The 24,889-nt window shown below is 64.1% G+C and carries 20 protein-coding genes and 1 pseudogene; 7 read left to right on the top strand and 14 right to left on the bottom strand.

Translation table 11 applies throughout. The features are described from left to right. The coding region (locus ACYPYD_RS02130; protein WP_459661887.1) for an IS66 family transposase at positions 1–323 on the top strand (323 nt) is incomplete at its 5' end. Positions 324–898: 575 nt separating this feature from the next. On the opposite strand, the gene ACYPYD_RS02135 is transcribed toward ACYPYD_RS02130, so the two are convergent. The 4 genes and pseudogenes from ACYPYD_RS02135 to ACYPYD_RS02150 all read right to left on the bottom strand — a co-directional run bounded on the left by ACYPYD_RS02135 (position 899) and on the right by ACYPYD_RS02150 (position 5,993). Then, entirely contained in the window at positions 899–1,087 is a 189-nt protein-coding gene (locus tag ACYPYD_RS02135; protein ID WP_459661906.1) for a hypothetical protein, read from the bottom strand. A gap of 937 nt (positions 1,088–2,024) precedes the next feature. Then, entirely contained in the window at positions 2,025–2,285 is a 261-nt protein-coding gene (locus ACYPYD_RS02140; protein ID WP_008828257.1) for a hypothetical protein, read from the bottom strand. Between the two features lie 1,138 nt (positions 2,286–3,423). Further along, complete coding sequence (galE, locus tag ACYPYD_RS02145) at positions 3,424–4,440, bottom strand: UDP-glucose 4-epimerase GalE (protein ID WP_459661888.1); 1,017 nt, start codon at positions 4,438–4,440, stop codon at positions 3,424–3,426. Positions 4,441–4,881: 441 nt separating this feature from the next. After that, positions 4,882–5,993, bottom strand: a pseudogene (locus tag ACYPYD_RS02150) (DUF3363 domain-containing protein). Here ACYPYD_RS02150 and ACYPYD_RS02155 point away from each other — a divergent pair. Then, positions 5,992–6,447: a hypothetical protein gene (locus ACYPYD_RS02155; protein WP_459661889.1), complete on the top strand. Its 456-nt coding sequence runs from the start codon at positions 5,992–5,994 to the stop codon at positions 6,445–6,447. The pseudogene ACYPYD_RS02150 and the gene ACYPYD_RS02155 sit on opposite strands and share 2 nt — an antisense overlap. 1,058 nt (positions 6,448–7,505) lie before the next feature. Here ACYPYD_RS02155 and ACYPYD_RS02160 read toward each other — a convergent pair. Then, positions 7,506–8,384 carry an ArdC family protein gene (locus ACYPYD_RS02160; protein WP_211150579.1) on the bottom strand — a complete coding sequence of 293 codons (879 nt, stop codon included), beginning with the start codon at positions 8,382–8,384 and terminating at the stop codon, positions 7,506–7,508. Positions 8,385–8,898: 514 nt separating this feature from the next. Then, positions 8,899–9,081, bottom strand: a complete 183-nt coding sequence (locus tag ACYPYD_RS02165; RefSeq protein WP_459661890.1) for a hypothetical protein — start codon at positions 9,079–9,081, stop codon at positions 8,899–8,901. Between the two features lie 431 nt (positions 9,082–9,512). On the opposite strand from ACYPYD_RS02165, the gene ACYPYD_RS02170 reads away from it, so the two are divergent. After that, the gene (locus tag ACYPYD_RS02170; RefSeq protein ID WP_008833430.1) at positions 9,513–10,775 is read left to right on the top strand and encodes a tyrosine-type recombinase/integrase; all 1,263 of its coding nucleotides are present in this window, start codon (positions 9,513–9,515) and stop codon (positions 10,773–10,775) included. A gap of 85 nt (positions 10,776–10,860) precedes the next feature. On the opposite strand, the gene ACYPYD_RS02175 is transcribed toward ACYPYD_RS02170, so the two are convergent. From ACYPYD_RS02175 to ACYPYD_RS02185, 3 genes are all read right to left on the bottom strand, one after another. Continuing rightward, the gene (locus ACYPYD_RS02175; protein ID WP_459661891.1) at positions 10,861–11,145 is read right to left on the bottom strand and encodes a thermonuclease family protein; all 285 of its coding nucleotides are present in this window, start codon (positions 11,143–11,145) and stop codon (positions 10,861–10,863) included. Between the two features lie 266 nt (positions 11,146–11,411). Continuing rightward, positions 11,412–14,567, bottom strand: a complete 3,156-nt coding sequence (locus ACYPYD_RS02180) for an autotransporter outer membrane beta-barrel domain-containing protein (RefSeq protein WP_459661892.1) — start codon at positions 14,565–14,567, stop codon at positions 11,412–11,414. Positions 14,568–14,623: 56 nt separating this feature from the next. Beyond that, positions 14,624–15,208: a dioxygenase family protein gene (locus ACYPYD_RS02185; protein ID WP_327195129.1), complete on the bottom strand. Its 585-nt coding sequence runs from the start codon at positions 15,206–15,208 to the stop codon at positions 14,624–14,626. Positions 15,209–15,281: 73 nt separating this feature from the next. On the opposite strand from ACYPYD_RS02185, the gene ACYPYD_RS02190 reads away from it, so the two are divergent. Continuing rightward, positions 15,282–15,509 (top strand): hypothetical protein, encoded by a 228-nt coding sequence (locus ACYPYD_RS02190; RefSeq protein WP_459661893.1) that lies wholly within the window; start codon positions 15,282–15,284, stop codon positions 15,507–15,509. A gap of 208 nt (positions 15,510–15,717) precedes the next feature. Here ACYPYD_RS02190 and ACYPYD_RS02195 read toward each other — a convergent pair whose 3' ends face one another. Further along, positions 15,718–16,479, bottom strand: coding sequence for a response regulator (locus tag ACYPYD_RS02195; protein WP_008829581.1), 762 nt, complete (start codon positions 16,477–16,479; stop codon positions 15,718–15,720). Positions 16,480–17,192: 713 nt separating this feature from the next. Between ACYPYD_RS02195 and ACYPYD_RS02200 the strand changes: the two genes are divergently transcribed. The 3 genes from ACYPYD_RS02200 (at position 17,193) to ACYPYD_RS02210 (ending at position 21,327) form a co-directional block, all read left to right on the top strand. Next, positions 17,193–19,238 (top strand): ATP-binding protein, encoded by a 2,046-nt coding sequence (locus tag ACYPYD_RS02200; protein WP_459661894.1) that lies wholly within the window; start codon positions 17,193–17,195, stop codon positions 19,236–19,238. Positions 19,239–19,254: 16 nt separating this feature from the next. Further along, positions 19,255–20,184 (top strand): autotransporter outer membrane beta-barrel domain-containing protein, encoded by a 930-nt coding sequence (locus ACYPYD_RS02205; protein ID WP_459661895.1) that lies wholly within the window; start codon positions 19,255–19,257, stop codon positions 20,182–20,184. Between the two features lie 111 nt (positions 20,185–20,295). Then, positions 20,296–21,327, top strand: coding sequence for an NAD-dependent epimerase/dehydratase family protein (locus tag ACYPYD_RS02210; RefSeq protein ID WP_459661896.1), 1,032 nt, complete (start codon positions 20,296–20,298; stop codon positions 21,325–21,327). A 41-nt stretch (positions 21,328–21,368) separates the two neighbouring features. Here ACYPYD_RS02210 and ACYPYD_RS02215 read toward each other — a convergent pair whose 3' ends face one another. The 4 genes from ACYPYD_RS02215 to ACYPYD_RS02230 all read right to left on the bottom strand — a co-directional run bounded on the left by ACYPYD_RS02215 (position 21,369) and on the right by ACYPYD_RS02230 (position 24,883). After that, positions 21,369–21,578, bottom strand: coding sequence for a hypothetical protein (locus ACYPYD_RS02215; RefSeq protein WP_459661897.1), 210 nt, complete (start codon positions 21,576–21,578; stop codon positions 21,369–21,371). A gap of 110 nt (positions 21,579–21,688) precedes the next feature. Beyond that, positions 21,689–22,606 (bottom strand): SDR family NAD(P)-dependent oxidoreductase, encoded by a 918-nt coding sequence (locus tag ACYPYD_RS02220; protein WP_459661898.1) that lies wholly within the window; start codon positions 22,604–22,606, stop codon positions 21,689–21,691. A 46-nt stretch (positions 22,607–22,652) separates the two neighbouring features. After that, positions 22,653–23,867: a CaiB/BaiF CoA transferase family protein gene (locus ACYPYD_RS02225; RefSeq protein ID WP_459661899.1), complete on the bottom strand. Its 1,215-nt coding sequence runs from the start codon at positions 23,865–23,867 to the stop codon at positions 22,653–22,655. Beyond that, positions 23,864–24,883 (bottom strand): alpha/beta hydrolase, encoded by a 1,020-nt coding sequence (locus ACYPYD_RS02230; protein WP_459661900.1) that lies wholly within the window; start codon positions 24,881–24,883, stop codon positions 23,864–23,866. The genes ACYPYD_RS02225 and ACYPYD_RS02230 overlap by 4 nt, the downstream gene beginning before the upstream one ends. Positions 24,884–24,889: the final 6 nt, after the last annotated feature.

Raw genomic sequence — 24,889 nt, forward strand, 5'->3', positions numbered from 1 at the left:
AGCTTGGCGATGCGGTCTCCTACACCCTCAACCAGTGGGAATACCTGACGCGCTACGTCGAAGACGGCAGGATGCCGATCGACAACAATCTTCTCGAACGCGACATCAGGGTTTTTGCAACGGGACGAAAATCCTGGCTCTTCTGCGACACCGTGGAAGGCGCACGGGCGAGCGCCGTCACCTATAGCCTGATGCTGACTTGCCGCGCCTGCGGCGTCGAGCCTCTCGCGTGGCTACGCCATGTTCTCACTGAACTGCCCCAGCGACCTCTCGACGCCGATATCGACGACCTGCTGCCATTCAACTTCGAAAAACACGCCTGACCTGCCGACGTCGCCGCGGTGGCCTGTCTCGTCCAGCGTCAACTGTGATGGCCGCACTGCCTCCGGAAGCAACTTGTTACGAAATGCGCGCTTACCCCCTTTCCGCCCACTGCCGAGACATGGGCGCGAACCGTGGTGCTATCGATGCTGTAATGCCGCTGTCCGCCATGATCTCGGCCAGCGTAACCGAAACGGCTTCCCAGACCCCGGCCTCACTCCAGCGCCGAAACCGCCGGTAGATGGGTACGCATCCGGCGAGAGCCCTCTGTTGCTGATCGGCGCGGCCTCTCCGGCGCCACGCCCATCGAAATGGAACCACCAGATGAAAAGGGACCACGGCGCATAGACGGTAAGCGCCGACGGAACCCGGCCTGGTGCGGATTGGGGTGGGGTGAATTTCGCGGGGCAGATGGAGGCCTTGCGAGTGGATATCGAGCAGTCAAACGAGCCTCGTATGAGCCCGAAGCCTGGTTCACCGACGTAATCGAGCGTATCGGCAACATCGAGGTGATCCACGCTCGCTTCGCGGCACTCGCCAAGAAATGGGCGCCGCGCCCGCGGAAACCCAAATAACCCTACGGCAACGCCGCCTTCCGTCGGCGCTTACCATAGACGGGCCATCCGGCGAGATCGCCCCAAGGCGCCCCGAGTTCGGGCTGATAGGAAAGCGCTGCGGCCGCCCACTGCGTCGCAGACCAGATGCCCGCAAGGATTATGGCCAGCACCACAATCAATTGGCCAATAAGAAGCTTGGTCGGGGTCACGAGGATCTCCAGTCGCTGCTCAGCCGGGCTGAACGAACAGACTGGAGCCTGCCTCTTATTGCGCCCTGGCGGCAGAGACCGTGCGGTGCCCAGCGGTACCTTTCAGGGCCATCCGGGCCCGGGACCGTTTTACGGGAGCGGAACGTCAGGCAAACCGCACCCGCCTCGGATCGAAGGCGGGGCGATGCGAGACTTTCGAGACTACAGCGCCGCAAAGGAGGAAAACCGGCCGGCAGCCGAGCACAGGAAAAAGCTCTGCGGCCGTGATGCGATCACATTGGCGGCAATTCGGCCGCGATGATCGCCGACATGGTCAGTCCCGGCGATAACGACCGCGGCTCGCGAAGCGAGACATCACGCGCGAATAGCATGGCTAACCCTCGCGGCCTTGCCTACGTGGCGCACCCTTCGCTTGGCCAAATCGAACCTGCCCGACAGGGCAGACCAGCCAGCAACTGCCGGCTGACCGGATTGGTCCGGCCCAAAACACAGGCACTGTCTCGAACGGGGCATCGTGTGATGCTGGCCGCCTTTCATAGCCGGGACCAAGTTGTGCGGGGCCCTTCCACCTCACCGATAAGCGGGCAGGGCTATCGACCGATGTTGCGACCGCTCGTCGAAATCGCCGCGCATGCTCAGACCCGCGCGATCATCCTTTGCGTATCCATCGGTTGGAATGCCCCTTGCGCACGATCGGGCCGTCGCAGCCCCGGCAGAGGCGCACATACATGCTGCCATTCCATCGATCCTTCCCTTTGGCAGGGACATGACGGTTCATCAGGCACTTGAGAAATTGAAACACGAGATTGATCCTGGGGGGGATAGTCAATGCATTGCCGATACCGGCGCGTTGAAATGCTGGGCCAAAAGATCAGACGGCCGCAGCAGGAGGTCCCTGCCGCGGCCGTCGTCATTCGCTGTTGCGCAAGCGAGCGGATCAGGATCCGTTCGACTTGTTGTCGTCAACCGCCTTGTACACGCCGAAACCGGCGGCGCCGGCTGCGAGCAGGCCAAGGACGACGACGCCGCCGTCAGCCTTGTTCTTCGCCTTCACGGCGGCCGAGCGACGCTCGCCAACACCGCTCAGGCTGCTGATCTTGCCAACCGAGGCTGCAGCCGTGGTACCGGCCTGAGCCGCGACCGGGGCAGCCAGCACTGCGGCGGCGCCGAGTGCGAGCATGGTCTGCTTCAGCTTCATGTGACCTCCTTCATCGTAGCCATCTGGGGGGCGCTTACCATCTCAGCCCCCAGACCGCTGAAAGTATTTGATCCGAGATGGTTCCATTGTGCATTCCAACGCTTCGGCATGCACGTCAAGCGCGCCGGTCTGCCGCCCGAGCAGCGGCCGTTCTCTGCAGGGACGACTTTCGCTACGTGAAACCACGCAATACCCGCACTATCCGTCCGCTTGGTGAGGTGCATTGAGGAGGGAGAGACGAATGCGCCCGCGGGTGCCGCCACCACGAAGGTCGCGATTATCGCGACGCTGTGACGTTTCCGTCACAATACTGGTCCGCGCAAAGCCCACGTCCCAACATTTTGAACGCAACGCCTCTTACGCCCGCGGCCGATTCGCCTAGGCTAATTTGTCACCAGCCCATGTTCGATCTGGCAGTTAGAGCACCGCTTTTTGAAGGTGCCCCCCTCAGTTCTGGAGTTACAGAACCACGGTGTCTTCAGAACGAACTGCAGTCGCGTCAACCATTGGCGGATCACAGCCAATCCTCTCCATAAAATACGGGAGGAATTTAACACAATGCTGCAAGTGCGTTCAATCGCCGCTCTGCGAGGGGCATGACAAAGCCTATGACTTGCGGCGTTTAGGCACCACGCACGCTAGCTGATCTCCGGCCCCGCCTCCCCCGCCGAAGGTTTCCATGTCCGGCGCCGCCACAGACGATCCCCGCCCCTCTCTCGGTGCCGATCTGGCTCGCAAAGTCTGAGCGCCAGAGGACGTGCATGAAGGCACGGAATTTCTCGATCAGGGCATAACTGCCCCCTCCGCTTCGATCCTTCGCGCGATACCCACGTCCCCGAACACCTACGATGGGGTGTCGACGTGAGCCTTGCCAAGATCGCCCGATATCTTCGAGCCGAATCTCGAAGTCTGATCGGTGCTACCATCGCAAACTCAAAAACGTTTACGATGGGTGGATCACGCAAGAAGCAATCCCGAAAACTTTCGGGTTTCAGATTAAACAGGAACTGGCATGACATAGCGCGGGCACGTCCCATCTCGCAGCCGCCGTCTCTGTCGTCTCTATGAAGGCACAGGCAACGAAAAGGGTGTGAGATACCCGAGAAGTAGGCAGATGGGAAAGCAGCGCATCTCCCCCTTACACCGGGCGGATTTCGCTCAGTTTGCGTTCCCACGCCAACGCATGTTCCACGATCAAGCCTAGATCGTCGTACTGAGGCGTCCACGGAAGCGTCGACTTGATGCGCTCGTTGTTGGAGATCAGCGCATCGGGATCGCCTGCGCGGCGCCCCTCGAAGCGGCGGTCGATGGTGAGGTTGGTGACGCGGTCTACTGCATCCAGCACTTCAAGCACCGAGAAGCCGCGACCATAACCGCAGTTCATGGTCAGCGATTGCAACGGCTGGGCGATGATCGCCTCCAGCGCCAGAACGTGCGCACTGGCAAGATCCGAGACGTGGATGTAGTCGCGTACACCGGTGCCATCGGGTGTATCGAAATCGGTGCCGAATACGCCGACATGACTGCGTTTGCCCAGCGCCGCTTCCACCGCCACCTTGATCAAATGCGTGGCACCTGCGGTCGACTGACCGGTGCGGCCCTGCGGGTCGGCTCCGGCCACATTGAAATAGCGTAGCACGCAATAATTGAACGGGTGAGCGCGGCTGACGTCACCCAGCATCGCTTCGGTCATCAACTTGGACATGCCGTAGGGGTTGATCGGCTCCTTCGGCGCATCCTCGGTCACGGGCGACACTTTGGGGATACCATAAGTCGCCGCTGTCGAGCTGAAGATGAAGTGCGGTACGCCCGTCGTTATTGCCGCTTCGATCAGGGCACGGCTCTTGGCTGTGTTGTTGTGATAGTACTTGAGGGGATTCTCGACCGATTCCGGCACCACCACCGAACCGGCGAAGTGCATGATCGCACCTTTGCCGTCACCCATGCCCTGGTCAGCAAAGATGCGGGCGAGCAGGTCTGCGTCTTCGATATCGCCTTCATAGAAGGCGACGCCTTCGGGAATGGCGAAGCGGAAACCGGTGACCAGATTGTCGATCACCGTCACGGACCATCCTGCGTCCTTTAACGCCAGCACTGCATGGCTGCCGATATAACCGGCGCCGCCGGTAACGAGGACGGGATGCTTGGTGGTCATGAATGTCCTTGATAAAGCGGGGTCGTTGAGAGTGTGGCGGAAGACCCAGAGCTAACGCACTAGATGCGAAATGTCTCGATCCTGTTACGAACTTCTATCGAATTGAACAGATCGCGGATGAGCGCGCGACAGGCCTGGCGATGTCCACTCCATCCACACGGATCTCCCTTCAGAGTTGCCTGTACCGCATCACGGTTGTCGGCAGATAGCAGACATGCCCACTCGGCATATTGTATACATGTAAGGTTGCAATGACTTTCCACCACAACCTAATGAGCAAGAAAGAGAGGTTGTCACGGGTGCGATGGACCCATGTACGATGACCCTATGGTGCGGTGCAACCACGCAGCTGATGAGCCGTGCGGGTTCACGGTTTTTGCAGCAGTGCCTGCTGCCTCGTGGCGAAGCCAATAAGCCTGGGCATCGGGGAGTACGAAGACGCTAGCCGATTTCCGGCCCCTGCCGACCCCGCTGCAGGGTCCAGTGTGGCATGGTGTCATCTCGAACAATCCCCGCGCCCTCTTTGCCGACCTGCCTCGCGAAATCACGGCTCCAGGGGACGAGCGTAAAGTCACGCGCGTACTCGATCACCGAATAACTGCCCGCCTCCGCTTCGATCCTGCGCGCGATGCGCCCATCTATGCGCACCTCGGATGCGGCCTCAACATAAGTCTTGCCAAGGTCGCGGGATACTTCCTCAGCCAGACGCAACAGCTCTCGGCGCTGCAGTTGTTCGAGCGCACTGCGGCGCAGCCTGAATCCGTGCGCATCTTCGTGCGCGAGATCCTGCTCCACCAGCCATTGCCGCCGGACGGCAAGAGCACCGCGCAGCTCGCGTCCGAAACCCTGGTCACGCGCGCCGGATACATGGGGATCGGAAATCTCGTGATCGAGCCATGTCACGCCGTCCAAGGTCGCCAGCTGCGCCAGCGGTCGCTTCGCCAGGACCTCAATCTCCACCGGGTAGTCACGCAATCGTCGTTCCTCGAGCGCGCCGACCCGCTCCAGAAAATCTCCCGGAATCGTCCACGTGCCCGCCGCATCTCCTTGCGTGATCAAACCTGCTCGGCGGAAGACCTCCAAACGCTGTTCGTAAATCAGGGTCTGCGCCGTGCTCGCGTGCGGATCGTGACGAAGATGGAGGCGCTGGGAATACTCCCCGAATTGGCCGCTGCAACCGTCCCGATCGTGTGATCAATGCTGATGGTCCCGCTTTCCTGTGCCGGCACCGCGCGGATAACAGCCTGCTCTGCAATCTCGCTGCCGGATCCCATCACTCCAAGATCAAGATAGTGCATGTGGCCATCGACAGCGTCCACGAGCAGGAATTGACGCTGGCGGTGCTGGTCACGAACGCCGTACATCTGCACTTTGCCAATGAGCGGGCCGGCGGCAGGCGTGTGGACGCGAATCTCGCGCTCCAACCCCGAACGGGTCAATTCGCGCTGCATCACGCGGATGACATCGGCGCGCTCACCCATTTGCGTTAGAGTGCTTTCGATAGCGACGTCGAGGCGCCAGCGCTGCGGGCCTGCGCTGCGGGCAAGCTCCATGGCTTCCAAGCCGGTGCAGTCGCCTGATCTCGTAAGCGCGCCAGATCGGATCCGCCGCTTCAGGCATGACGCAGCGCTCGCTGTCCAGACGCGCGAGAAGCCGCCGATCGATTGCGGTCAGGCGCTCCTGGTCCGCATCCCGGCTGAGGCGGGCCTCGATGTCCTGATCGGACGCCAGGCCAAGCTCACGAGTCGCCAGTTCCGCAGCGCGCTCGCGCAGGCCGTGCGCGAGGTAGTCGCGGGCGATCACCAGATCCCTGCCCTTGTCATCCACCCCGCGCACCACGACGTGGGTGTGAGGGTGAGGTGCACAAGGCTCGTCTTGACGACGGCGCGGCGCGACCTCGAAAGGCCTTGCGAATTTCGCGTAGAAAGCAGTCTTCCAATCGCGGCGGCGCGACCGATCCGACTGCCATCGAAGCGCGTGCCCGAGCGCTTCGCCCTGACGCCGTGAACCCGGGCGCCGGCGTCCACTCGTGCTGCGTACTCGCGCGTCGCTTTGCCGGTATTGCCCTGCCGCCCGAGGCGCGGCTCGAATTCGTCATCGCTCATTGCATTGCCCGCCCGTTCCGGGCGTCTCGCGGCTGCCCCCCGCCTGTTTCGCGTATCTCGTGCAATAAGCATTTCAGGATAAGGGGTTGCATGTCGTTTGGAGACACAGCTTCTATCTTGTTAATCGCCTCGATCTGCTCCTCCCGCCCCGCTTGGCCGATCTGCCGCGGCAATGCCAAGAGTGCTATCCGGTCGCTGGCATCATCGGCCCCCAAAAGCCGGCATATCAGGTAACCGCGAAGGCGCGCTGCTGTCTCTCGGGCTGGCACAGTGTCCGGCATCATCGCGCGCATCTCGGCGCCCGGTCAGCGGGCTTGCAGGCCCGCTCGGGAACATCGATTTGGTACGCGCCATTGATTAAGTCACCCTCCCAAATTCGCGTAATTCCTGGCAGGGAACTTTGCCATTTCGGCCGAAATCCGCAGCGTTCGATCCGCTGCCGAGGCGAGCCGGCCGGAAGGCCTGGCTTCGCTTCTTCTGGCGCCGGGTCAGGTCGGTGCAAAGTCGCTGCACTGGCGCTTTCAGCACCGCGCCGAGTTCCTCGATGCAGCGAAAAGTCGGCAATTCGCCGCGTCAAAGGCCCTTGATGACGTGGCACGGCGAGGGCCGGTGGCAAGCGTCCTGATGTTCCCTGGAAACTGCAGGCGCACCTCATGGGAGCGCGCTGAACAGCCGTCCTCTTCGAGCATGTCGTGAATCACTTCACTGCCTGTCCGCCTGGCCTTCTTCGTCATCGTCATGCTCATTGTCACCGTGTCCTGCCCACAACAAAGACGCTGATCGCCATGCCAGCGTCGGACATTGCCACGCCCTGGATAAGGGCATGGCGAGACCTGCTGCACACCCATCGCGGGGCGTTCGATGACGCAATGGGGAGCGCCGGCAGACGTCCGCAATCCGCGGCCGGTCCCGCCGCATGCGGCACAGCGGGACCGGCTTTGCGAGAAATGGGCAGGAAAGTTAGTCCTGCCGCTGCCCGCATGAAAGCAGCCAGTCCGCAGCCTTGCTTGCTGCGCTCGCGGCGCGAAAAATCGCCTTTTCGTCAGCGCGAATCAGGTGAAGCCACGTCGCAATGTAATCGGAATGCCGGACGCTGGGCTCGATACCCAGCGCTGCGCAAGTGAACGCTGATGTGAGTTCGGCCGTTAATTCCTCCCGGGCGTAAGCCTCAGATCCGAAGTGACCAGTCTGATCGCGCTCCAGGCGTCCCTTGCCGCCGACCCAGTGGCCCAGTTCATGCAGTGCCGTCCGGTACCAGTCGGCGGGCTCGGGAAAGGCTGCCTGAGGAGGCACCTGCACATAATCGAAGCCCGGCGCATAGAAAGCGTCTACGCCGCCCACCCGGAAATCCGCGCCCGTGTCGGCAATGAGCCGGTCCGCCTGCCCGATCGCCAGAACCGGATCGGGCAGTTCAACCGGCGCCGTCAGATCATCGCAAAGACCTTCGCACTGGTCCAGATTGAAAACCACAAACCTTTTCAGAAACGCAATCGTTTTCGCCTGTGCGCCCTCGCTCTGGGCCCGTGCTGCCTCATCCCTGGGGACGAACCTGTCAGCGTAGCACACAGTGGTGCCCTTCTCGCCGCGCCGGACGTTGCCACCAGCCGCCTCGGCCTGCCGGTATGTAAGCCAGCGCTGCGAGGAGAACCCGTTACCCGCTCCCGCTGCCCATAAAATGAGCACATTTATCCCGGAATAGTAGCGGCCCGACGCCGCATTTCTCGGCATCATGCAGGGACAACGCGAAGGATCCCACGGCTTCACCCAAGGCAGGCGCCCGTCTTCCAGCTCGGCGATGATCCGCGCGGTGACCTCACCATAGAGGCTGTGATGGCTCATCTTCTCTGCTCCTTTCTCAACCGCCATTGACCGGCGCCAGGGTGGCGGGGGGCGGCAGGAGCATGCTCGACAGCCCCGCCGGCCTAAGGCGGGGCGCACCTGCAAAGGCCGAAATGAAATGGAGGAGCCGGGCGCGAAGCGGACGGGTTGCGGCCCGGCGAGGCGGGGCTACAGGGCAGCGACGCCCCCCGCCACTTTGGAGCCGACAAGGCCCAGCGCCGCCGCGCGCCCGCGCGGCGCCCGCATGCGGGATGCCCAGGGCATCCCGAGCGAACCGCGATGCGGGACGAGACTTTCGCGCCAGGGATCGTTGCGGCCTTGCCGGCGAGACGCCGCCAGGCGGCTCGACTGGAGCGTCAGCGAAAGCAGAGCCCGGCCCGGCCCTGGGGCCGGGGGCGCCCCTGCTAAGCTTCAGCGCTGCGGATGGGAGAAGGAAAGCACCTGCATCGGCATTCTTGCCTGATGACGCGGTGTAGTGTCTGCCCCGAAGCAGGCGGGCTCACACGGACGGGACTTACTGCCGGGTCAACGGGAGTTCGATCGGCTCCTGCGCCAAAGCGTCTGCCATAATCAATTTTCTAAGCTGGACGAAGAACTCCAGCAGCTCGAATTCATCCTGCGGCCAGCCGCTGAAGAATGCATTGTCTAGCGCACGATTGACCTGCGCGATTCCCACGCAATCGCTGTCATTGTCCATTTGCAAACCGCCTCCGGATATCATCGCCCTTCAGCGTAGGGGCGAATGCATATCTATCTGAAGTTACAATTGCGAAAGCCATTGTGCTTCCATTTGCGGTGCCGCCACGCCTGATTTACGGAACCGCTACTATGGCCGGCCGCTTGCCTGTCGCAGGAACGCGTGAGGGATGGCCCCTCCTGTCACCAAACAGGATCTCGCTGAATTCTGCGCACTGCGCGACAATACCCCGGCTTCTACTGGGAGAACCGTGATGGGGCGGCGAGTTCGCAGGGATTTGCACCATTCCGCTCCGGCAAGCGGCTGCTTGCACTGTCCATAACCAGGCGAAGTGCAGTGTCCGAGGCCCTCGCGGCGGCGACTTTTCCGGCTGCAGCCCGCAGTTCTCAGCAAGGGCTGCTTTGTGAGGGAGCAACGAAGGGAACATCGAGATGGGAAAATTGACCGTTTTTCACGTCCGCGCAGCCAAGAACGGGCGTCACTGCGATGGCGACGGCCTCTACCTTATGGTCAATGGAAATCGCGCACGCTCGTGGGTGCTGCGCATTCAGCATCAGGGACGGCGGCGCGATATCGGCCTGGGGTCAGTCGATCTTGGTCGCCGCCGCCAGGATGATCCGGTCCATGCGGTAGAAATCTTGCGCAGGAAAGTGCTCACCCTTGCCGAGGCTCGCGACAAAGCCGCAATCCTGCGCCGGCTGACGCTCGCTGGACTCGATCCGGTGGCCGAGCGCGACCGCGAGGTGCGGCGCATTCCCACTTTCGCACAAGCCGTCGATCTGGCGCACGCGGAGCTCTCGAGGGGGTGGACCGCCAAGCATGCGGCCGATTTCAAATCGACCATGCTCAGCTATGCTATACCCACACTTGGCAGCCACAGCGTCGACATTATCGACCACGCCATGATCCGGGCCACTCTGGCTCCGGTATGGACAGACAAACCGTCTACCGCAAAGAAGGTGTTCACCCGCATCAATCAGGTGCTGGCCTATTGCCATGCGACCGGCTTGCGCACGCAGGACGTCCCGCAAAAACAGGTCGTTCGCCGGGGCCTCGCGCGCCAATCACAAAGTCAGCACCATCCGGCTGTCCCATTCCGACAGGTGCCCTTGTTCATGCATGACCTGCTTGGCGGAACCGAAAGCTCCGGACGGCTCGCACTTGCCTTTGCAGCGCTGACCGCTTCACGCAGCGGGGAAGTGCGTCAGGCAACCTGGGACCAGATCGACCTCGACACTAAAATTTGGTCTAAGCCTGCGCACATCATGAAATCGCGTCGAGCAAGCAGCGTACCGCTAAGTGAAGCCGCGCTCGTCATCTTGCGCCGGGCCGCAGTGCTGAGAGGCAAATCGCACGTGGTATTCCCAGGGCGCAGCGGTGCTTTGCTCAATAACGGAGCCCTTCGCAACTCAATGCTCGCACAAGGATGGGGCCATGCGACGGTCCACGGACTTCGTTCAAGTTTTCGGGATTGGGCCGCAGAAGAGATGCCTGCCATACCCGCAATGGTCGCCGAATTGATACTCTCGCACAGCGTGCTTTCGCAAACCGAGAGAGCTTATCTGCGAAGCGACCTCACCGCCATGCGGCGAACACTGATGGAAGCCTGGGCCGCATTCATCATGCCCCAACCCGAGAAGCCCGCCAGCGGCGCTAGCGCCCCGTGTTCGGGCCCTCTCACGATCGATCGGTGAACTGCCAGCAGGCCGCCATCTTGCTGGCGCGGTGTAGCCGGTGAAGGTCAAACCTTCAGCCGGCCGACCCACGGGATGGTCCCGGCTACTTGACCCACTGCCGGGCAAGCCCCCATGTGATCAGATATTTTCCCGCATCACGCTCATTGACATAGATGTGGGCGAGCGTGCGGCCATAGGCATCCTTGCCGAGGCGTTCGATGGTCACATGCCCCTGACCGATCAGGTTCTTCAGGGCATCGCGGCTCTCGTTCCCAAGCTGGAAGTCGCACCATGGCGGGTTTTTGGAAGCCGCCAGCTGCTTGCGCTGCGCCTTCTCGCAGCGTGCAGAGCCATCAAGTTCTGGGGCATCGATTCCCGCCAGCCGCACCCGCTCCCCGCTGCAGAGACGGATGGTATCGCCATCATGGATCGACGAGACGCAAATGCCGGAAGCGGAGGCAGACGCTGCGGCGATCGCCAGTAGGAGGGACATCGCAGCGATGTAACTGGCGCTACGATTGCTGTCGCATGAAAATAGATCCAGTCCGGATCAAAAGGCTGTCCGCCCGCGTGGCCAGGCGGCAACGCTTGGCGCGTGGAGTGTCCCCGCGCCAAGCGTGCATGTCGGGAGCGGTCATCATGCGGCGGCAGATTTCAGAACGCCACGCTCAGCCCCGCGCGCGCCGAAAAGTCCGTGCCGGAGCTGGTCTGCTCGCTTCGTGCCGAGATTTTCCAGGTGAAGTCATAGCCGCCTGCCAGCATGCTCACTTCGCCGATCCATGCGCCTTTAAGGCTGTCGCCGGCGATCGTGAAGGCATCGCCCGCATCGTAGCTGTCACCGCCGTTGAAGTAGGCCGTCGTGCTGCCGAGCTTTCCGGCCAGGACCTCGCGCCGCCCGGCTTCGAGTTGGAAGGTCAGCGGACGCCAGTCGGGCGAGATCGTGCCCAGCGAGTAGGAGGCCGTGACCGTCGGAGTGGCGGTCAGCATCTTGCTGGTGCGGCTCGCGACGGTGAGCGCCATTGCGTCGCTGTCGGCGGTTTCGGCATAGCCGTCTTCCTTGAGCCACATCTGCTCCAGCTCGAGCTTGGGCTTGAGGCTGAAGCGGCGTGACATGTCGAAGCGGTACGAGGCACCGGCCAGGCCCGAGAACAGCCAGCCCTTCCAGCTGCCGTCGGCCGAATACGAGAAGTCGGTATCATCGATCGTGCCGGTATAAGTGCGGGTCGAATCGATCGAGATGCGCGAGGCGCCGACGCGCGCCCAGGCAAGCAGCGGGCCGTTCTGGGTCCGCCAGAATAGGCCAAGGTCATGCTGGCCGACGTCGAGCTTTCCGGTCCCTCCGTTGTTCTTCACCGTGCCCTGCATCCAGGCATAGGAGACGCCGAAATTGCCGAGATCGGTATGGCGTTCGACGCCGCCCGACAGGCCCCAGCCATTGGCCTTGTATCCGGCGGTGCCGGTCGCATCCTTGCTGGCGCGCCAGTAGATCGGCTCGAACCAGCCGCCGATGTCGGAAATGTCGAACAAGGAGGTGTCGTCACTGATATGGCGCGCGGCGAGGCGGTCAGCAGTGGTCACCGCCTTGAAAACGCCGCCGGCGTGGTCGGGCAGCAGGCCGCCGATCTGATCGCGCAAGCTCGCCGAATCCTCGACCTGGAGCAGGCTGTCGGTCATGTCGTCGTCGTTCTGCGCGGTCGCGTAGACCGCATCCCAGGCCGAACCTTGCGACTTCGTGAGGCCCAGTTCCTTCGTGGTCTTGCGCGAAAGGGTCAGGTAGACGTTGTCCTCATCGCTGGTAACCGCGCCATTGTAGATGAAGGGCGTATCGACCGACGAGTTGAGGGCGCCCTCGATCGTCAGATTGTCCGAGGTGAGTACGGTATAAGTGCCCTCAGCGGTCGCCAGGCTGTTCACCGTGGCCGAAACACTGGCGCCGTCCGCCAGCGTGGCGCTGTCGACCTCGATCGTGGAACTCTCGTCCCCATCGACATAGACACCGATCGTGCCGCCCGAACCGACCGTGAGAGTGCCGAAGTTGACCGTGGTGGCCTTGTCGGGGATCAGGGTGCCGCCGTTGACGGTGACCGCGACATTGTCGGCGTTGGCGAACTGGCCCGAGTAGGTGGCGGTGTCGTTGATGGTGACCGTGCCGGTCTCGCCCGCGAAGTCCATCGTGCCCGTGTAGCTCGATTGGCCTGACAGCGTCGCCGTCGCCAGCCCGCTGCCGAAGTAAACGTCGCCCTCGTAGACCGCTTTGCCTGACAGGCTCAGAGTATCGTCGCCCGCACCGAAGTACGTGTCACCCACGATCTGGCCGGTCGAGGCCGAAAGGCTGTCGTTGCCCGATCCCAGCAGGATGTTGCCGCTGATCCCGGCGTAGACCGTGGGATCTTCCTCGTCGTTGTCCTCGACATATTCGGCGCTCGTCTCGGCGTCGTCATCATTGAGGTACTGAATGATGGTGACGCCGGTGGTATTGGCGGAAAGATCAAGCGCGGTGCGGGTGTCGGTGCTCGAACCGCCCGCCGTGATGAAGCCGGTGTTCTCGATCGACGTCAGCGTGCCGGACAGGTCCCGGATCGCGGTCGTCGATCCCTCGCCGCTGGAGGTCAGCGAGGCCGAGATCGTGCCGCTGTTGTAGAGCTTGGTCACGGTGCTGCCCTCGTTGATCAGCAGCGCTGTCGCCGACTGATCGTAGGTCGTCGCATTGAGCGTACCCGACACGCCGATGCCGTCGGTCAGGGTCACGTTGCCGCCCTGCCCGCCGATCACCAGGCCATAGGCATCGGTGTTGCTGTAGTAGGAATTGGCGGTCACCGAGCCGTCGATGACGATCGAGTACGTGCCCATGTTCCCGGCGACCGCCCCGACGGTGATGTCGCTGCTGCCACCCACCTGCAGCGCCGGACCATTGCCGTAAGTGGTGATGACGCCGGTGCCCTCTTCGCTGTCATCGACACCGTCGCCGTCCTCGTCGTCGTTGTCATCGTCGCGGTCGACGGGAGGGGCAGCGATGTAGACGCCGCCATCGACATTCCCGGTAATCGAGACGGCCGCCGTGCCGGTCCGCAGCGCCGCGCGGGAGAGCACCTCGGTGGTTCCATTGTCGTCGGTATAGGAATAGCCCTTGGTCACCGCGCCCTGGATCGTGACCGTGCCGCTGACGTCGCCCGCCACATTGAGTGCGCTCGATCCCGAACCAACGACCGAGACCGAACCCTCGACAGTCAGGTCGCCGTCGATGCCCTGGGTGGAGATGCCAACCGCGTTGTCGCCGATCACCTTGATCGTGCCGGTGTTGGTGATCGAGCCGGTCCAGTCGCCGTCAAGGACGATCCCGCCGGAGTTCTGGCCCTCGACAGTGATCGCGCCCTCATTGAGGATCGTACCCGCCGCATCGCCGGTCACGTGAACGCCGTAGCGGTTGCCGGCCGAGGCGATGTTGTCGGTGACGATGCCGTCCGAATCGGTGTCATCGACGACGAAGTCCTCCAGCACCGTGATCGTGCCGTCCTCGCCGATATCGAGACTCGAATTCGTCCCGGCATTGATGGTGATGCCCGAGGCATTGCTGGAGCCACCCATCGCGAGAGTGCCACCCATGGTCACTGTCGAATTGCTATCGAGCGTGATGGCGCTGCCGCTGGCCAGCGTGATCGTGCCATTCTCACCCACCGTGACATTGCCCGCGCTCGAGGTCGAAAGCGCGCTCGTGGTGTCCTTGGTGATCGAGGTGTCGGCCAGCGACGGGGTGGCGGCGAGAGCGAGCGCCAGCGCGCCGAGGCCGGCGGTATTCTTGAGCGAATGCATGTCAGGTGTCCTGAAAGGATGAATATGCGTCATCTGGGTGAGAGGTCGGTTGCGCCTCAGGTAGCGATGCCGATGACCGCCGTGCCGGTGTACCCGGCGGTCAGGCTGCCGCTCAGGGTCGGCGTCTGCTGGGCGATCTGGGCCGAGGTGTTGTCGCCGAACACATTGTCCGACGAGAGCGAGATCGCGTTGTAATTGGCGATGCTGGCCGTGTAGCGGCTGTCGCCGGTGAACACGGCGGTGTTGTTGGCCGCCGGCATGGCCAGCTGCGAGATGAGCGCCGCCGTGCGTCCGGTGCTGGCCGAAGTCAGCCCGCCGGTGAACACCTCGAAATGGATGTGCGGCCAGCGCCCCGAATAGCAGGCGGGGTAGATGGTAGTGAAGGTGACTTTGCCGTCGCTGTCCGTCACCTGCACCCCGCGCAGATAGCTCTCGGTGGTGACCCCGCTGGAATAGAGCGAGTAGAGGCCGGAGGCGTCGCAGTGCCACACGTAGATCGCAGCCCCCTCAATTGGCGCGCAGCCATTGCTGACATCGACGAGTTGCAGCTCGATCTCGAGCTGCACGCCGCCCGCCGTATTGGTCGAGCCGATGAAGCTGGAACGGATGTCCGAGCGCACGACACCGCTTTGGGTGAGCACGTTCGAGATCGATCCGCTGGCGGTGTTGGTGCCATCGGCCGGGTAAGGCCCGTTGGTCTCGGTGGGATCCGCGATGCAGCTCGCATCCGAGCTCCCGCCCGAAGTGGACGACGAGGACGTACTCGAGGTCGTGGAACTCGAGGTGGAAGATGACGAGGTCGATGAGGAACTCGTCGATCCCGAATTCGAAGAGCCGGAGGAATCGTCTCCGCCGCATGCGCTCAGCGCCGCTGCGGTTCCCGCACTTGCCATGAAGGCCAGTGCACGGCGCCGGGCGAACATCTCGCGCCCTATCGCCTGAAGATCTTCGGCCAGGCCATGGCCGTGCGGCTCCCCGTGCGAAGCGCCCCGCTCCCGAAATCCCATCGCCGTCCTCCTTCGCGCCCGGCATGATGGCCGAACCTCACAGGCGAGGACTGTGCGCCGGGCGTTGCCCGGGGATTTCAGATGGATTGCACGAGAATTGCGATCAGTTTGCCGTTATCAGGTTGTCGGCGTGAGGCTGCCGGTCAGGCGGCCGGACGATCATCCATGACCGCCGGAACGAACAGGTAGCCTTCATTGCGAACCGTGCGGATGATGTCGCTGCCGCCCTCGCCATCGGAGAGCTTGCGCCGAAGACGCGAGAGCTGGACATCGATGGCACGGTCGTAATGATCCGAATCCTCGCCGCGCGACCAGTCCAGGAGCTGATCGCGGGTAAGCACCCGGCGCGGATGCTCGGCAAAGGCGCGCAGCAACCGGAATTCGCCATCGGACAGTGAAATCAGGGCATTGGTCGGATCGAACAGCAGCCGCAGGCCAAGATCCATGCGCCAGCCCGAAAAATGCAGGCAATCGCCCGAATCGACCTCGACCGCGCGGGCCGGGGCCGCCTCCGCCGGACCGGCGGAAGGCGCGGCTGCGGCCCGGCGGCGCAGCACCGTGCGGATGCGCGCCAACAGTTCGCGCGGGTTGCAGGGCTTGGCGAGATAGTCGTCCGCGCCCATCTCCAGCCCGACGATCCGGTCGACGTCGCTGCCAACCGCGGACAACATGATCACGGGCGGCGCGTCCGGCCCCATCTGGCGCAGGGCGGTCAGCCCATCCTCGCGCGGCATCATGACGTCGAGCACGATCAGGTCGAAGCTCTCTGCCGCCAGCAGCTTGCGCATCTCCAGCGGATCGGCGGCCGTCGTCGTGTCGTAGCCGTGCTTCGCGAGGAAGTCGCCGATCAGCGAGCGAATGCCCTCGTCGTCGTCGACGATGAGAATACGGGTGTGCAGGTCCATTGCATGCGGTTCTAGGATCATTGTGCGCTGATGAATAGTGCGTGTTCCGGGCGGATTTCAGCCGAGGTTACACGTTGCGACAGCCCTGAAATGTGGCTGCAAAGCGATGAAATCCACCCGCAACTTCCGCCCCCGACAAGCTGCGGCATGGACAGTCAAGCTTGCCGCGATACGTATCGGCCAGCCGTGTTCGCGGATCTTAGTGCGCCCCCCGCGCCCTTTCCCGCGACATGCGGCTCCGCTGCGTTCGAGGCCACCGTCCGGGATCCCACCGCCAAGGGGTCCCGCGGTGCCGGGGCCGTCGACCGAGCGGGTTCTGTAGTCGCACCCGTCCCGTTCGCCGGTGGCCCCGGAACTATTCGAAACGAAATTACTCAAAACGCTCTCCACGCGTCGGATAATTTCTTGATTCGGAGTCCGCAAAACGACACAAGTGCGTGGTACTTGCCGCATCGTCAGGTCGCCGAGCGCCCCAAACGTGCTAGCGGCCGAAAAGTTTCCAGCCGGATCCTCCGTTTTTCACGGAGCACGTCCGGCCCGATCCGGGGTGACCGTTCCCGCAGACCGCTTTGGTGGGCTGCGGGAACGCGGAGCGGGGACAGGAGGGACGTGTCCCTCTCTCCTGTCCCCGCTTCGCATATCGTGTCTCGACTCTATTGCTGCGACAATCCTTCATCTCGAATTCGCGCGCCGCGCATGGCAAAGCAAAAGCCATGACCCTTCCCGAGATCCCCCGCCGACTCGGCATGCCGCTGGCCATGCAGATGGTCGCGATCCTGGTATGCGCATTGCTCGCGGCGCAGGCGGTGACCCTGGCGCTCACGGTCATCCTGCCGCCGCGCCCGGCCGAGCGCTGGAATATGGACGAAGTCGCGGGCGCGCTGGGCGGCGGCCCTGCGCCCGAGCGCCTCGAACGCAAGACCATGAGCGGCCCGCCCGATGTCAGCGGGCAGGGCTGGCTGGTCTCCGAATCATCGCGTGACGCGCTTGCCCAACGCATCGGCCGGCCCGCGAACGATGTCGTGCTGGCCTTCTACACACAGCTGCCGGTCGGCGGCGTCGCCGTGCCCAGTGACGGCCGCTCGCCGCTTGCCGTGAAATCGTCCGCTTCCGGCGGCCTGTCCTCGCTGCTCATCGAGCAGGCGCAGGCGCAGGCCATTCCCGGCGGACCGCCCGCCGGAGGCGCCGCCGGCCCTTCCGGTATGCCCGGTGGCGGGTTCCCCGGTGGCCGCATGCCCGGCGGCAACTTCCCTGGTGGCGGGTTTCCCGGCGGCGCGGGTCCGCGCGTTCCCTCGCAGCCCGGCTCGGGAATGCCGCGCCCGGGCCTGCCCGGAGGCTCTATCGGCGGAGGAACTGGCGGCAGCGGCGCCACACGGCCGGGTGCAGGCGGAGGCGGTGGTCCAGGAAACGGTGCCGGAGACGGCGGCCGGCCCGTCGGCAACCCCGGCGCGATACGCGGACCAGGCCCCCTCGCCCAGCCCGGGCTGACGCCGGGCATCGGCTCGGCTCCGCCCAGCCCCATCATCGCCATCGCCCCGCCCGTCGCCCAGCCGAGCCCGGTCACCGAGCCGGTCGAGGAGACCCAGCCCCTGTCGATGCGCCTTGCCGCCCGGCCAGCTGTCAGCCCCGCCGCCATCACATCGACTGCCGCGCAGGCCGATCACCCGCAGCCTGCTGCCCGTCCCGCTGTGGCTACCATGCCTGACACCCCGCGCAGCGCACAGGCGGTTCCGGCCCTGCAGCCCATCCCCTTCCGCCGCGTGACGAGTTCGTTGTTCGACCTCGCCTCGCCGCCGTTCATCGAGGGCGACTTCGTCGCGGCATCCCGCCAATCTGACGGCACCTGGCTGGCGGTGGCACCGCGCGCAGAGCCGTTCCCCAATGCCTGGCAAACCCGGGTGATGCTGTGGTTCGCGCTCTCGCTTGCGATCGTCAGCCCGCTCGCCTGGCTGTTCGTACGGCGCATCGTCGTTCCGCTGCGCGATTTCGCGAAGGCCGCCGAGCAGCTCGGCCGCGATCCTTCGGCGACGATCCTGCCGCTATCCGGTCCGGCGGAGATCGGCCGTGCCGCCAACGCCTTCAACCAGATGCGCCACCGTCTGCGCGCCTTCGTGGACGATCGCACCGCAATGGTCGGCGCCATCAGCCACGACTTGCGCACCCCGCTCACCCGGCTGCGCTTCCGCATCGAGGACGTGCCCGACGAACAGCGCGAGGGCCTTCTGAAGGAAGTGACTGAAATGGAAGCGATGATCAGCCAGGTCATTGCCTTCATTCGTGACGCCTCAACGCCCGGCCCGCGCCAGCGGCTCGACTTCGCCGAACTGATCGCGGGCAGCGTCGCCGACTGGCAGCTCGTCGGCGCCAAGGTAGAGATCGAGCGCAACGCGCACATCCCGGTCGAGGTCGATCCGGTCGGCATCCGCCGCCTGCTCGGCAATCTGCTGGAGAACGCGGTCAAGTACGGCGACAGCGCCCGCGTGCGCGTCTCGCTGAGCGGCAACGAGGCTGTCGCCGAGATCGTCGATGCCGGACCGGGCATTCCCGAGGATGAGTTCGACCGGGCCTTCGAGCCGTTCTACCGCAGCGATGCGGCGCGCAAGTCGGGCCGGAACGGCAGCGGCCTCGGCCTTGCGGTCTGCCGCTCGATCGCACGGGCGCACGGCGGGGATGTGTCCTTCGCGCATGGGCAGGATGGCTTCGTAGCCCGCGTGAGCGTACCCGCCGCGTTTGTTTCGACCCTGCGCAAAGCCGCCTGAGCGGAGCGTCGCCACCATGCGCAGGCATTGTTTCGCCCTGGGGGCAACGCTGGCCCTTTCGCTGCCCCTGCAGCCTGCCGCCGCGCAGGATGTGAGCGATGCGCCTGCGGTTGAACAATCGAGCGACGGCGCCGACGCAAGCGCGACGCAAGTGGCTCCGGTACGATGGACGGCGACGGCATCCGGCGGCATCAGCGCGCGCGACGACGGGCCCGACGGCAGCTGGCAATCGCTCAGCCTGACGCGGATTGTTGGCCGCGGCTACGTGCGCGCCAGCACGATGCGCTACCACGGCACCCTGCAACAATCAGACGCCGCGTTACCCTCGGATTATTACGTCGGAACGCTGGGAGCCGGCGGCAACTTCGACAACTGGGTGGTTGACGGATGGGTCAGCTACGGCAGACAGGACTACGGCAGGATCAGCACCTCGCTCGGCAGTCGCGCCAGTACCGGCGCCAAGGGCAGCGACTATTACGCGATCGGGGGCGATTTCGGCAAGGTGCTGCCGCTGGGGGCGCGGTTTTTCCTCACACCGCTTGTCGCCGCCTCGTTCGCCGATGGAAAGCTGCTGCGCCCCGCGCCCGATGGACTGGGCCTGCGCGACCAGGAAACCGACGAGCCGACGTGGTCGGCCAATGCCGCGATGCGCGTCGATTATGCATTCGGCAGCACCCGTGAACATTACGCCGGGCTGTCGTTTTCAAGGAACTGGACCAGCAATGGCCTCTCGGCACTGCGGGTTCGTCCAAATCCCGATCCCGACGCGCAACTGCCGTTTCACCTCGACAGCAAGCACTACGCCGACAGCTGGTTCGAAGCTGGGGCAACCACCAACATGAAGCTGGGGCAAGGCCTCTATCTCGATCTGTTCGCCACGCGCAGCTTCGGGGTCAAGGCCGGGAATGTGACCTCAGCCGGTGCGACATTGCGTCGTTCATTCTAGTATCCGTTCGAAGGCGCAATAACCGGCTGCAGATTAGCGTCTAGTCCACTATTTTGCGCTAGCTCCGCCATTGCAATCGGATTGAAACGGACAGACGGCAGAGCGCGCGAGATGATGACAGGACAAATTTCGAAGTCGGCAGGCTCGAGCGTGCTCGTGACCGGCGCGGCCGGCTTTATCGGCGCCGCCGTTGCCGAGGCGCTGATGAGCCGGGGCCAACCCGTCATCGGCATCGACAACCTCAACGACTATTACCCGGTCTCGCTGAAACGGGCACGCCTGGACAAGCTTGCCGCAAACCACGGCAACCTGTTCCATTTTCGCGAACTCGATTTCGCCGACATGGCCCCGCTCACCGAGGCCCTGGCACCGTTCACGTTCGACACCATCGTCCACCTCGGCGCGCAGGCCGGCGTGCGCTATTCGCTGGAGAACCCGCAAGCCTACGTCGCGTCCAACCTGGCCGGCCACGTCAACATGCTGGAAATCGGCCGCGCCCGGCAGGTAGGCCACATGGTCTACGCCAGTTCGAGTTCGGTCTATGGCGGCAATACGAAGCTGCCCTTCGCGGTGGACGATCGCGCCGATCATCCCGTCTCGCTCTACGCGGCCACCAAGAAAGCCGACGAGCTGATGAGCGAGACTTACGCCCATCTCTACCGGCTGCCGCTTACCGGCCTCAGGTTCTTCACCGTCTATGGCCCTTGGGGCCGTCCGGACATGGCGATGTGGAAATTTGCCGAGCGGATTCTCACCGAGCGCCCGATCGATGTATACAACCATGGCGAGATGAGCCGGGATTTCACGTATATCGACGACATCGTTGGAGGCGTTCTCGCCTGCCTCGATCGACCGCCCATCGACGACGGCGCGGAAAAGGCGGGAGGCAGCGTCAAGCCGCACGCGCTCTACAACATCGGCAACAACAGGTCTGAGCACCTGCTGCGCCTAATCGACGTGCTTGAGGACGCTTGTGGCCGCAAGGCGCAGCGCAATCTCCTGCCGATGCAGCCGGGTGATGTGCCCGCCACTTACGCGGACATCACCGCGCTGACGCACGATACAGGGTACATCCCGAGCACCCGGATCGAGATCGGCGTGCCGCGTTTCGTCGATTGGTTCAGGGGTTATACGGGCCTGTAAAAATTATCCTTGCACCGACACAGGGATAGCAAAGCGACGGATCAAAATATCAACGCGGCGCCTATGCCCACCAGCATCCAGAGCGCTGCATTGAAGGCGAGTATCGTCTTCAGATCGAAGGGCGGAACTTCAATGTAGGTATTGTACGTATTGATCATGGCAGACCTGTTGTTCAGCGTCGCATGTGCAACCTCTCCAAATTGGAACCCCTGCAGACCAGTGAGGTTCCTGAGATTCACTCTCGGGTTCATTTCCCGGCTCCATCGCACCGAGCACGCGAACCGGCCACAATGCCGCAGCGATAGCCCAGCCGCTCACGCGCGCCTACGTTCCACCGCCGCTTGCATTGCCGCCCCGCGGTTCAGGCCTCTCCCGCCCGGATCATGGCGAAGCCATGGAGCAGATGATCGAGCTGGCCGTCCGGAACAGGTGGGAACGCCAGTGCCGCGCCGCCTTCCCTGATCGCACCGATCCGGCCCGCGACGTCCTCCAGGCTCCATTCCGGCCTATAGACGCCGGCGTTCTCGGCAACCCGGGCACGCGCCAGACGGCCGCCCATGGCGACGTACATCTCGCCGCTCGCCTCGCATTGCTCATGGCACAGGTAAGCGACCATAGGCGCGACCATTTCGGGCTCCATCGGCGGAAACCTGCTGGTATCAATCCCTTCCGACATGCGCGTGACGGCGGCAGGGACGATGAGGTTCGAGCGTACATTGCAGTGCTGCCCCTCGATCGCGGCTGTATTCGACAGGCCCATGAACGCTGCCTTGCACAGCGAGTAGGTGACATTGTCCGCCTTGCCATAGAGCCCGTTGATCGAACCGGTGAGGACGATCCGGCCATAGCCTTGTGCCATCATGCGCGGGAAGGCCTCGCGCACAACGTGATAGGCGCCCTTCAGGTGCACATCGAGCACCGCGCTGAAATCCTCGTAGGCGAGGCTCGAGAGCGAGCCGCGCCGCACGTTGCCCGCCGAGTGGATCAGGATGTCGATCCGCCCGAAGGCATCCAGCGCGGTATCGATGATCGCCTTGCCCCCTTCACGCGTCGCGACGCTGTCGAGGCTGGCCACGGCTTCTCCGCCAGCCGCGCGGATTTCCGCGACGAGCGCCTCCGCAGGCCCTTCGCCGGTGGCGTCGCCTGCCATCGAGACCCCCGGATCGTTGACGACGACCTTGCATCCCCGGCTCGCCAGCAGCAGTGCATGAGCGCGGCCGAGACCCCGGCCACCTCCGGTTATCACTGCGACGCGATCGTCGAAACGCAATTCGGCCATGGCCTGTCCTCTCCTCAATTGCGCCAAGCTTACCGGCGCGCTGCCGTCAGGCAACGACTCCGGCACCGCGCAGCATCGCGATCCGCTCGGGCGATAGATCGAGCACTTCGGCCAGGATCGCATCGGTATGCTGGCCCAGCACCGGCGGTGCCTCGGGCACCGGCTGCTCGGCGTCAGTGAATCGGATGGACCGATTGACGATGGGAATGGCCCCCAGGACGGCGTGCTCGGTCTCGACGACCATGCCGCGCGCCTGCGCCTGGGGCTGCGCCAGAGCCTCGCTCACGCCCAGGATCGGGGCGTGCGGCACCTCGTGCGCGGTGAAGATCGCCCCCAGTTCATCGACGGAGTGGCACGAGGTGAAATCCGCGACGATCGCGTTGACCTCCTCGCGGGAGTCGCGGCGCTTTTCCAGCGTGTCATAGCGCGGGTCCTCGGCCAGTTCCTCGCGTCCGATCGCGCGGCAGATGCGTGCCCAGAAGCCGGAGGTCAGGCAGGCGATCACGATAGAGCCCTCCCGCGCCGGGAAAATCCCGTACGGCACGAGGTTGGGATGCTGCGAGCCCACCCGCTGCGGGTTCGACCCGGTGAAGAAGGCGAGCTGCGCAATGTAGCCGAGCATGCCCATCAGGCCATCCATCAGGCTGATGTCGATATGACGCCCCAGCCCAGTGCGTTCCCGCTCATAGAGCGCGGACAGTACGCCGATCGGCCCGTTGATCCCGCCAACGAGATCGCCGAGCGGAATGCCCATCTTGGTCGGCAGCCCACCCGCCTCGCCATTCATCGACAGTGCGCCGGACATCGCCTGAAGCACGATATCGAAGCTGGGCCGGTCCCGCAGCGGCCCGGTTTGACCATAGCCCGAGATCGAGCAGTAGATCAGGCGCGGGTTGATCGCATGCAGTTCCTCCCACCCGAGCCCCAGCCGCTCCATCACGCCCGGCCGGTAGTTCTCCACCAGCACGTCGCAGCGCATGGCGAGGTCCTTGACCAGGGCCAGGCCCTCCTCGGTCTTGAGATCGACCACGATCGATTTCTTGCCGCGATTGACCGCGAGGTAATAATGGCTCTCGCCCTCGCGCATCGGCGGAAAGGTGCGGGTCTCGTCGCCGGTTCCGGGCGGCTCGATCTTGAACACTTCGGCGCCGAGGTCGGCCAGCGCGAGGCTCGCCGCGGGACCGGCCAGGACACGGGTGAAGTCGATCACCCGCACGCCCGCCAGCGGACCGGGCCAGGAAGGGCCTGCGTCCGCGCTCACGTCAGGTTTTCCCGGAAGAAGCGCACGATCGCCTCGACCGCATCACGCCCCTCGGGCAGATCGAGCTGGTAGTGGTAGCAGTGCCCCATGCCCTCGCCGACGATCAGGCTGGAGCGCACGCCGGCCTTGAGCAGCTGCGAATGCGTGAAGATCGCGGGGCTGAGGTCCATTGCCCGGGTGCCGGTGATGATCAGTGCCGGCGGGAAGTGCGCCAGGATATCGGGATGCCAGCCCGGCCAGGCGCTCGGATCACGCGCATCGCAGCCCGCGAAGTAACCATATGTGATGTCCACGGGCGCGCTTCCGTCTGCCGGAGGCGGCGGAAACGAGGCATCGGTGTAACCGGTGACGTAAGCCGATTCCCCGGTGCCGAAGGGAACCCCGCCTGCCCCGAACACCCCGATCGCGCCGACCTGCGGCAGGTCGTGGGCGACAAGCCAGGCAGCGGCCTGCGCGGTGAGCGCTCCGCCTGCCGATCCGCCGTAGATGCCGATGCGGCCCGGGGCATAGTCCTCCAGCAGCGCCCGGTAGACCGCAGCGACATCCTCGACGCCCGCCGGATGGCGATGTTCGGGCGCCATACGGTAATTGACGCTGATGACACGGATGCGGCCGAGCGAGGCAATCGGGATGGCCTCGACAAGCGCGACGCCATCCCAGCCGACGCAGAAGGCACCGCCGTGAAGGTTGATGAGAACGCGGTGCGGGTCGTGCCCGACCTCGGCGGGCGTCACGTCGAGCACTTCCACGCCGCCTATCACCGAACGTACGATGCTGACCGGGAACGCAGCGCGAAGTCGTTCGATCTGCGGCGCCATATAGGCATTGATCTGCGCGCGCCGGGCCGCGATGTCACCATCCTCCCCGGCGGCGTCGAAGGCAGGCATCTCGGCCCGCAGCCGCTGCATCGCCGCCGCCTGCGCGCTGACGAGATCGGAGACCGGCAGGGTGAAGCCCGGCACCTCGACGCTGCCGTCGGGAAGAAACGCCGGCATCGCGCGCGTCGTGGTATCCATGGCCTC

It is taken from the genome of Novosphingobium sp. 11B (assembly GCF_054589055.1).

Excerpts from the sequence above, each read along its gene's own strand:
- ACYPYD_RS02140 (WP_008828257.1), bottom strand. The coding sequence starts at position 2,285 with ATGAAGCTGAAGCAGACCATGCTCGCACTCGGCGCCGCCGCAGTGCTG.
- galE (WP_459661888.1), bottom strand. The coding sequence starts at position 4,440 with ATGACCACCAAGCATCCCGTCCTCGTTACCGGCGGCGCCGGTTATATC.
- ACYPYD_RS02155 (WP_459661889.1), top strand. The coding sequence starts at position 5,992 with ATGGCTTCCAAGCCGGTGCAGTCGCCTGATCTCGTAAGCGCGCCAGAT.
- ACYPYD_RS02160 (WP_211150579.1), bottom strand. The coding sequence starts at position 8,384 with ATGAGCCATCACAGCCTCTATGGTGAGGTCACCGCGCGGATCATCGCC.
- ACYPYD_RS02165 (WP_459661890.1), bottom strand. The coding sequence starts at position 9,081 with ATGGACAATGACAGCGATTGCGTGGGAATCGCGCAGGTCAATCGTGCG.
- ACYPYD_RS02170 (WP_008833430.1), top strand. The coding sequence starts at position 9,513 with ATGGGAAAATTGACCGTTTTTCACGTCCGCGCAGCCAAGAACGGGCGT.
- ACYPYD_RS02180 (WP_459661892.1), bottom strand. The coding sequence starts at position 14,567 with ATGCATTCGCTCAAGAATACCGCCGGCCTCGGCGCGCTGGCGCTCGCT.
- ACYPYD_RS02190 (WP_459661893.1), top strand. The coding sequence starts at position 15,282 with ATGCAGCTCGCATCCGAGCTCCCGCCCGAAGTGGACGACGAGGACGTA.
- ACYPYD_RS02195 (WP_008829581.1), bottom strand. The coding sequence starts at position 16,479 with ATGGACCTGCACACCCGTATTCTCATCGTCGACGACGACGAGGGCATT.
- ACYPYD_RS02200 (WP_459661894.1), top strand. The coding sequence starts at position 17,193 with ATGACCCTTCCCGAGATCCCCCGCCGACTCGGCATGCCGCTGGCCATG.
- ACYPYD_RS02205 (WP_459661895.1), top strand. The coding sequence starts at position 19,255 with ATGCGCAGGCATTGTTTCGCCCTGGGGGCAACGCTGGCCCTTTCGCTG.
- ACYPYD_RS02210 (WP_459661896.1), top strand. The coding sequence starts at position 20,296 with ATGATGACAGGACAAATTTCGAAGTCGGCAGGCTCGAGCGTGCTCGTG.
- ACYPYD_RS02215 (WP_459661897.1), bottom strand. The coding sequence starts at position 21,578 with ATGAACCCGAGAGTGAATCTCAGGAACCTCACTGGTCTGCAGGGGTTC.
- ACYPYD_RS02220 (WP_459661898.1), bottom strand. The coding sequence starts at position 22,606 with ATGGCCGAATTGCGTTTCGACGATCGCGTCGCAGTGATAACCGGAGGT.
- ACYPYD_RS02230 (WP_459661900.1), bottom strand. The coding sequence starts at position 24,883 with ATGGATACCACGACGCGCGCGATGCCGGCGTTTCTTCCCGACGGCAGC.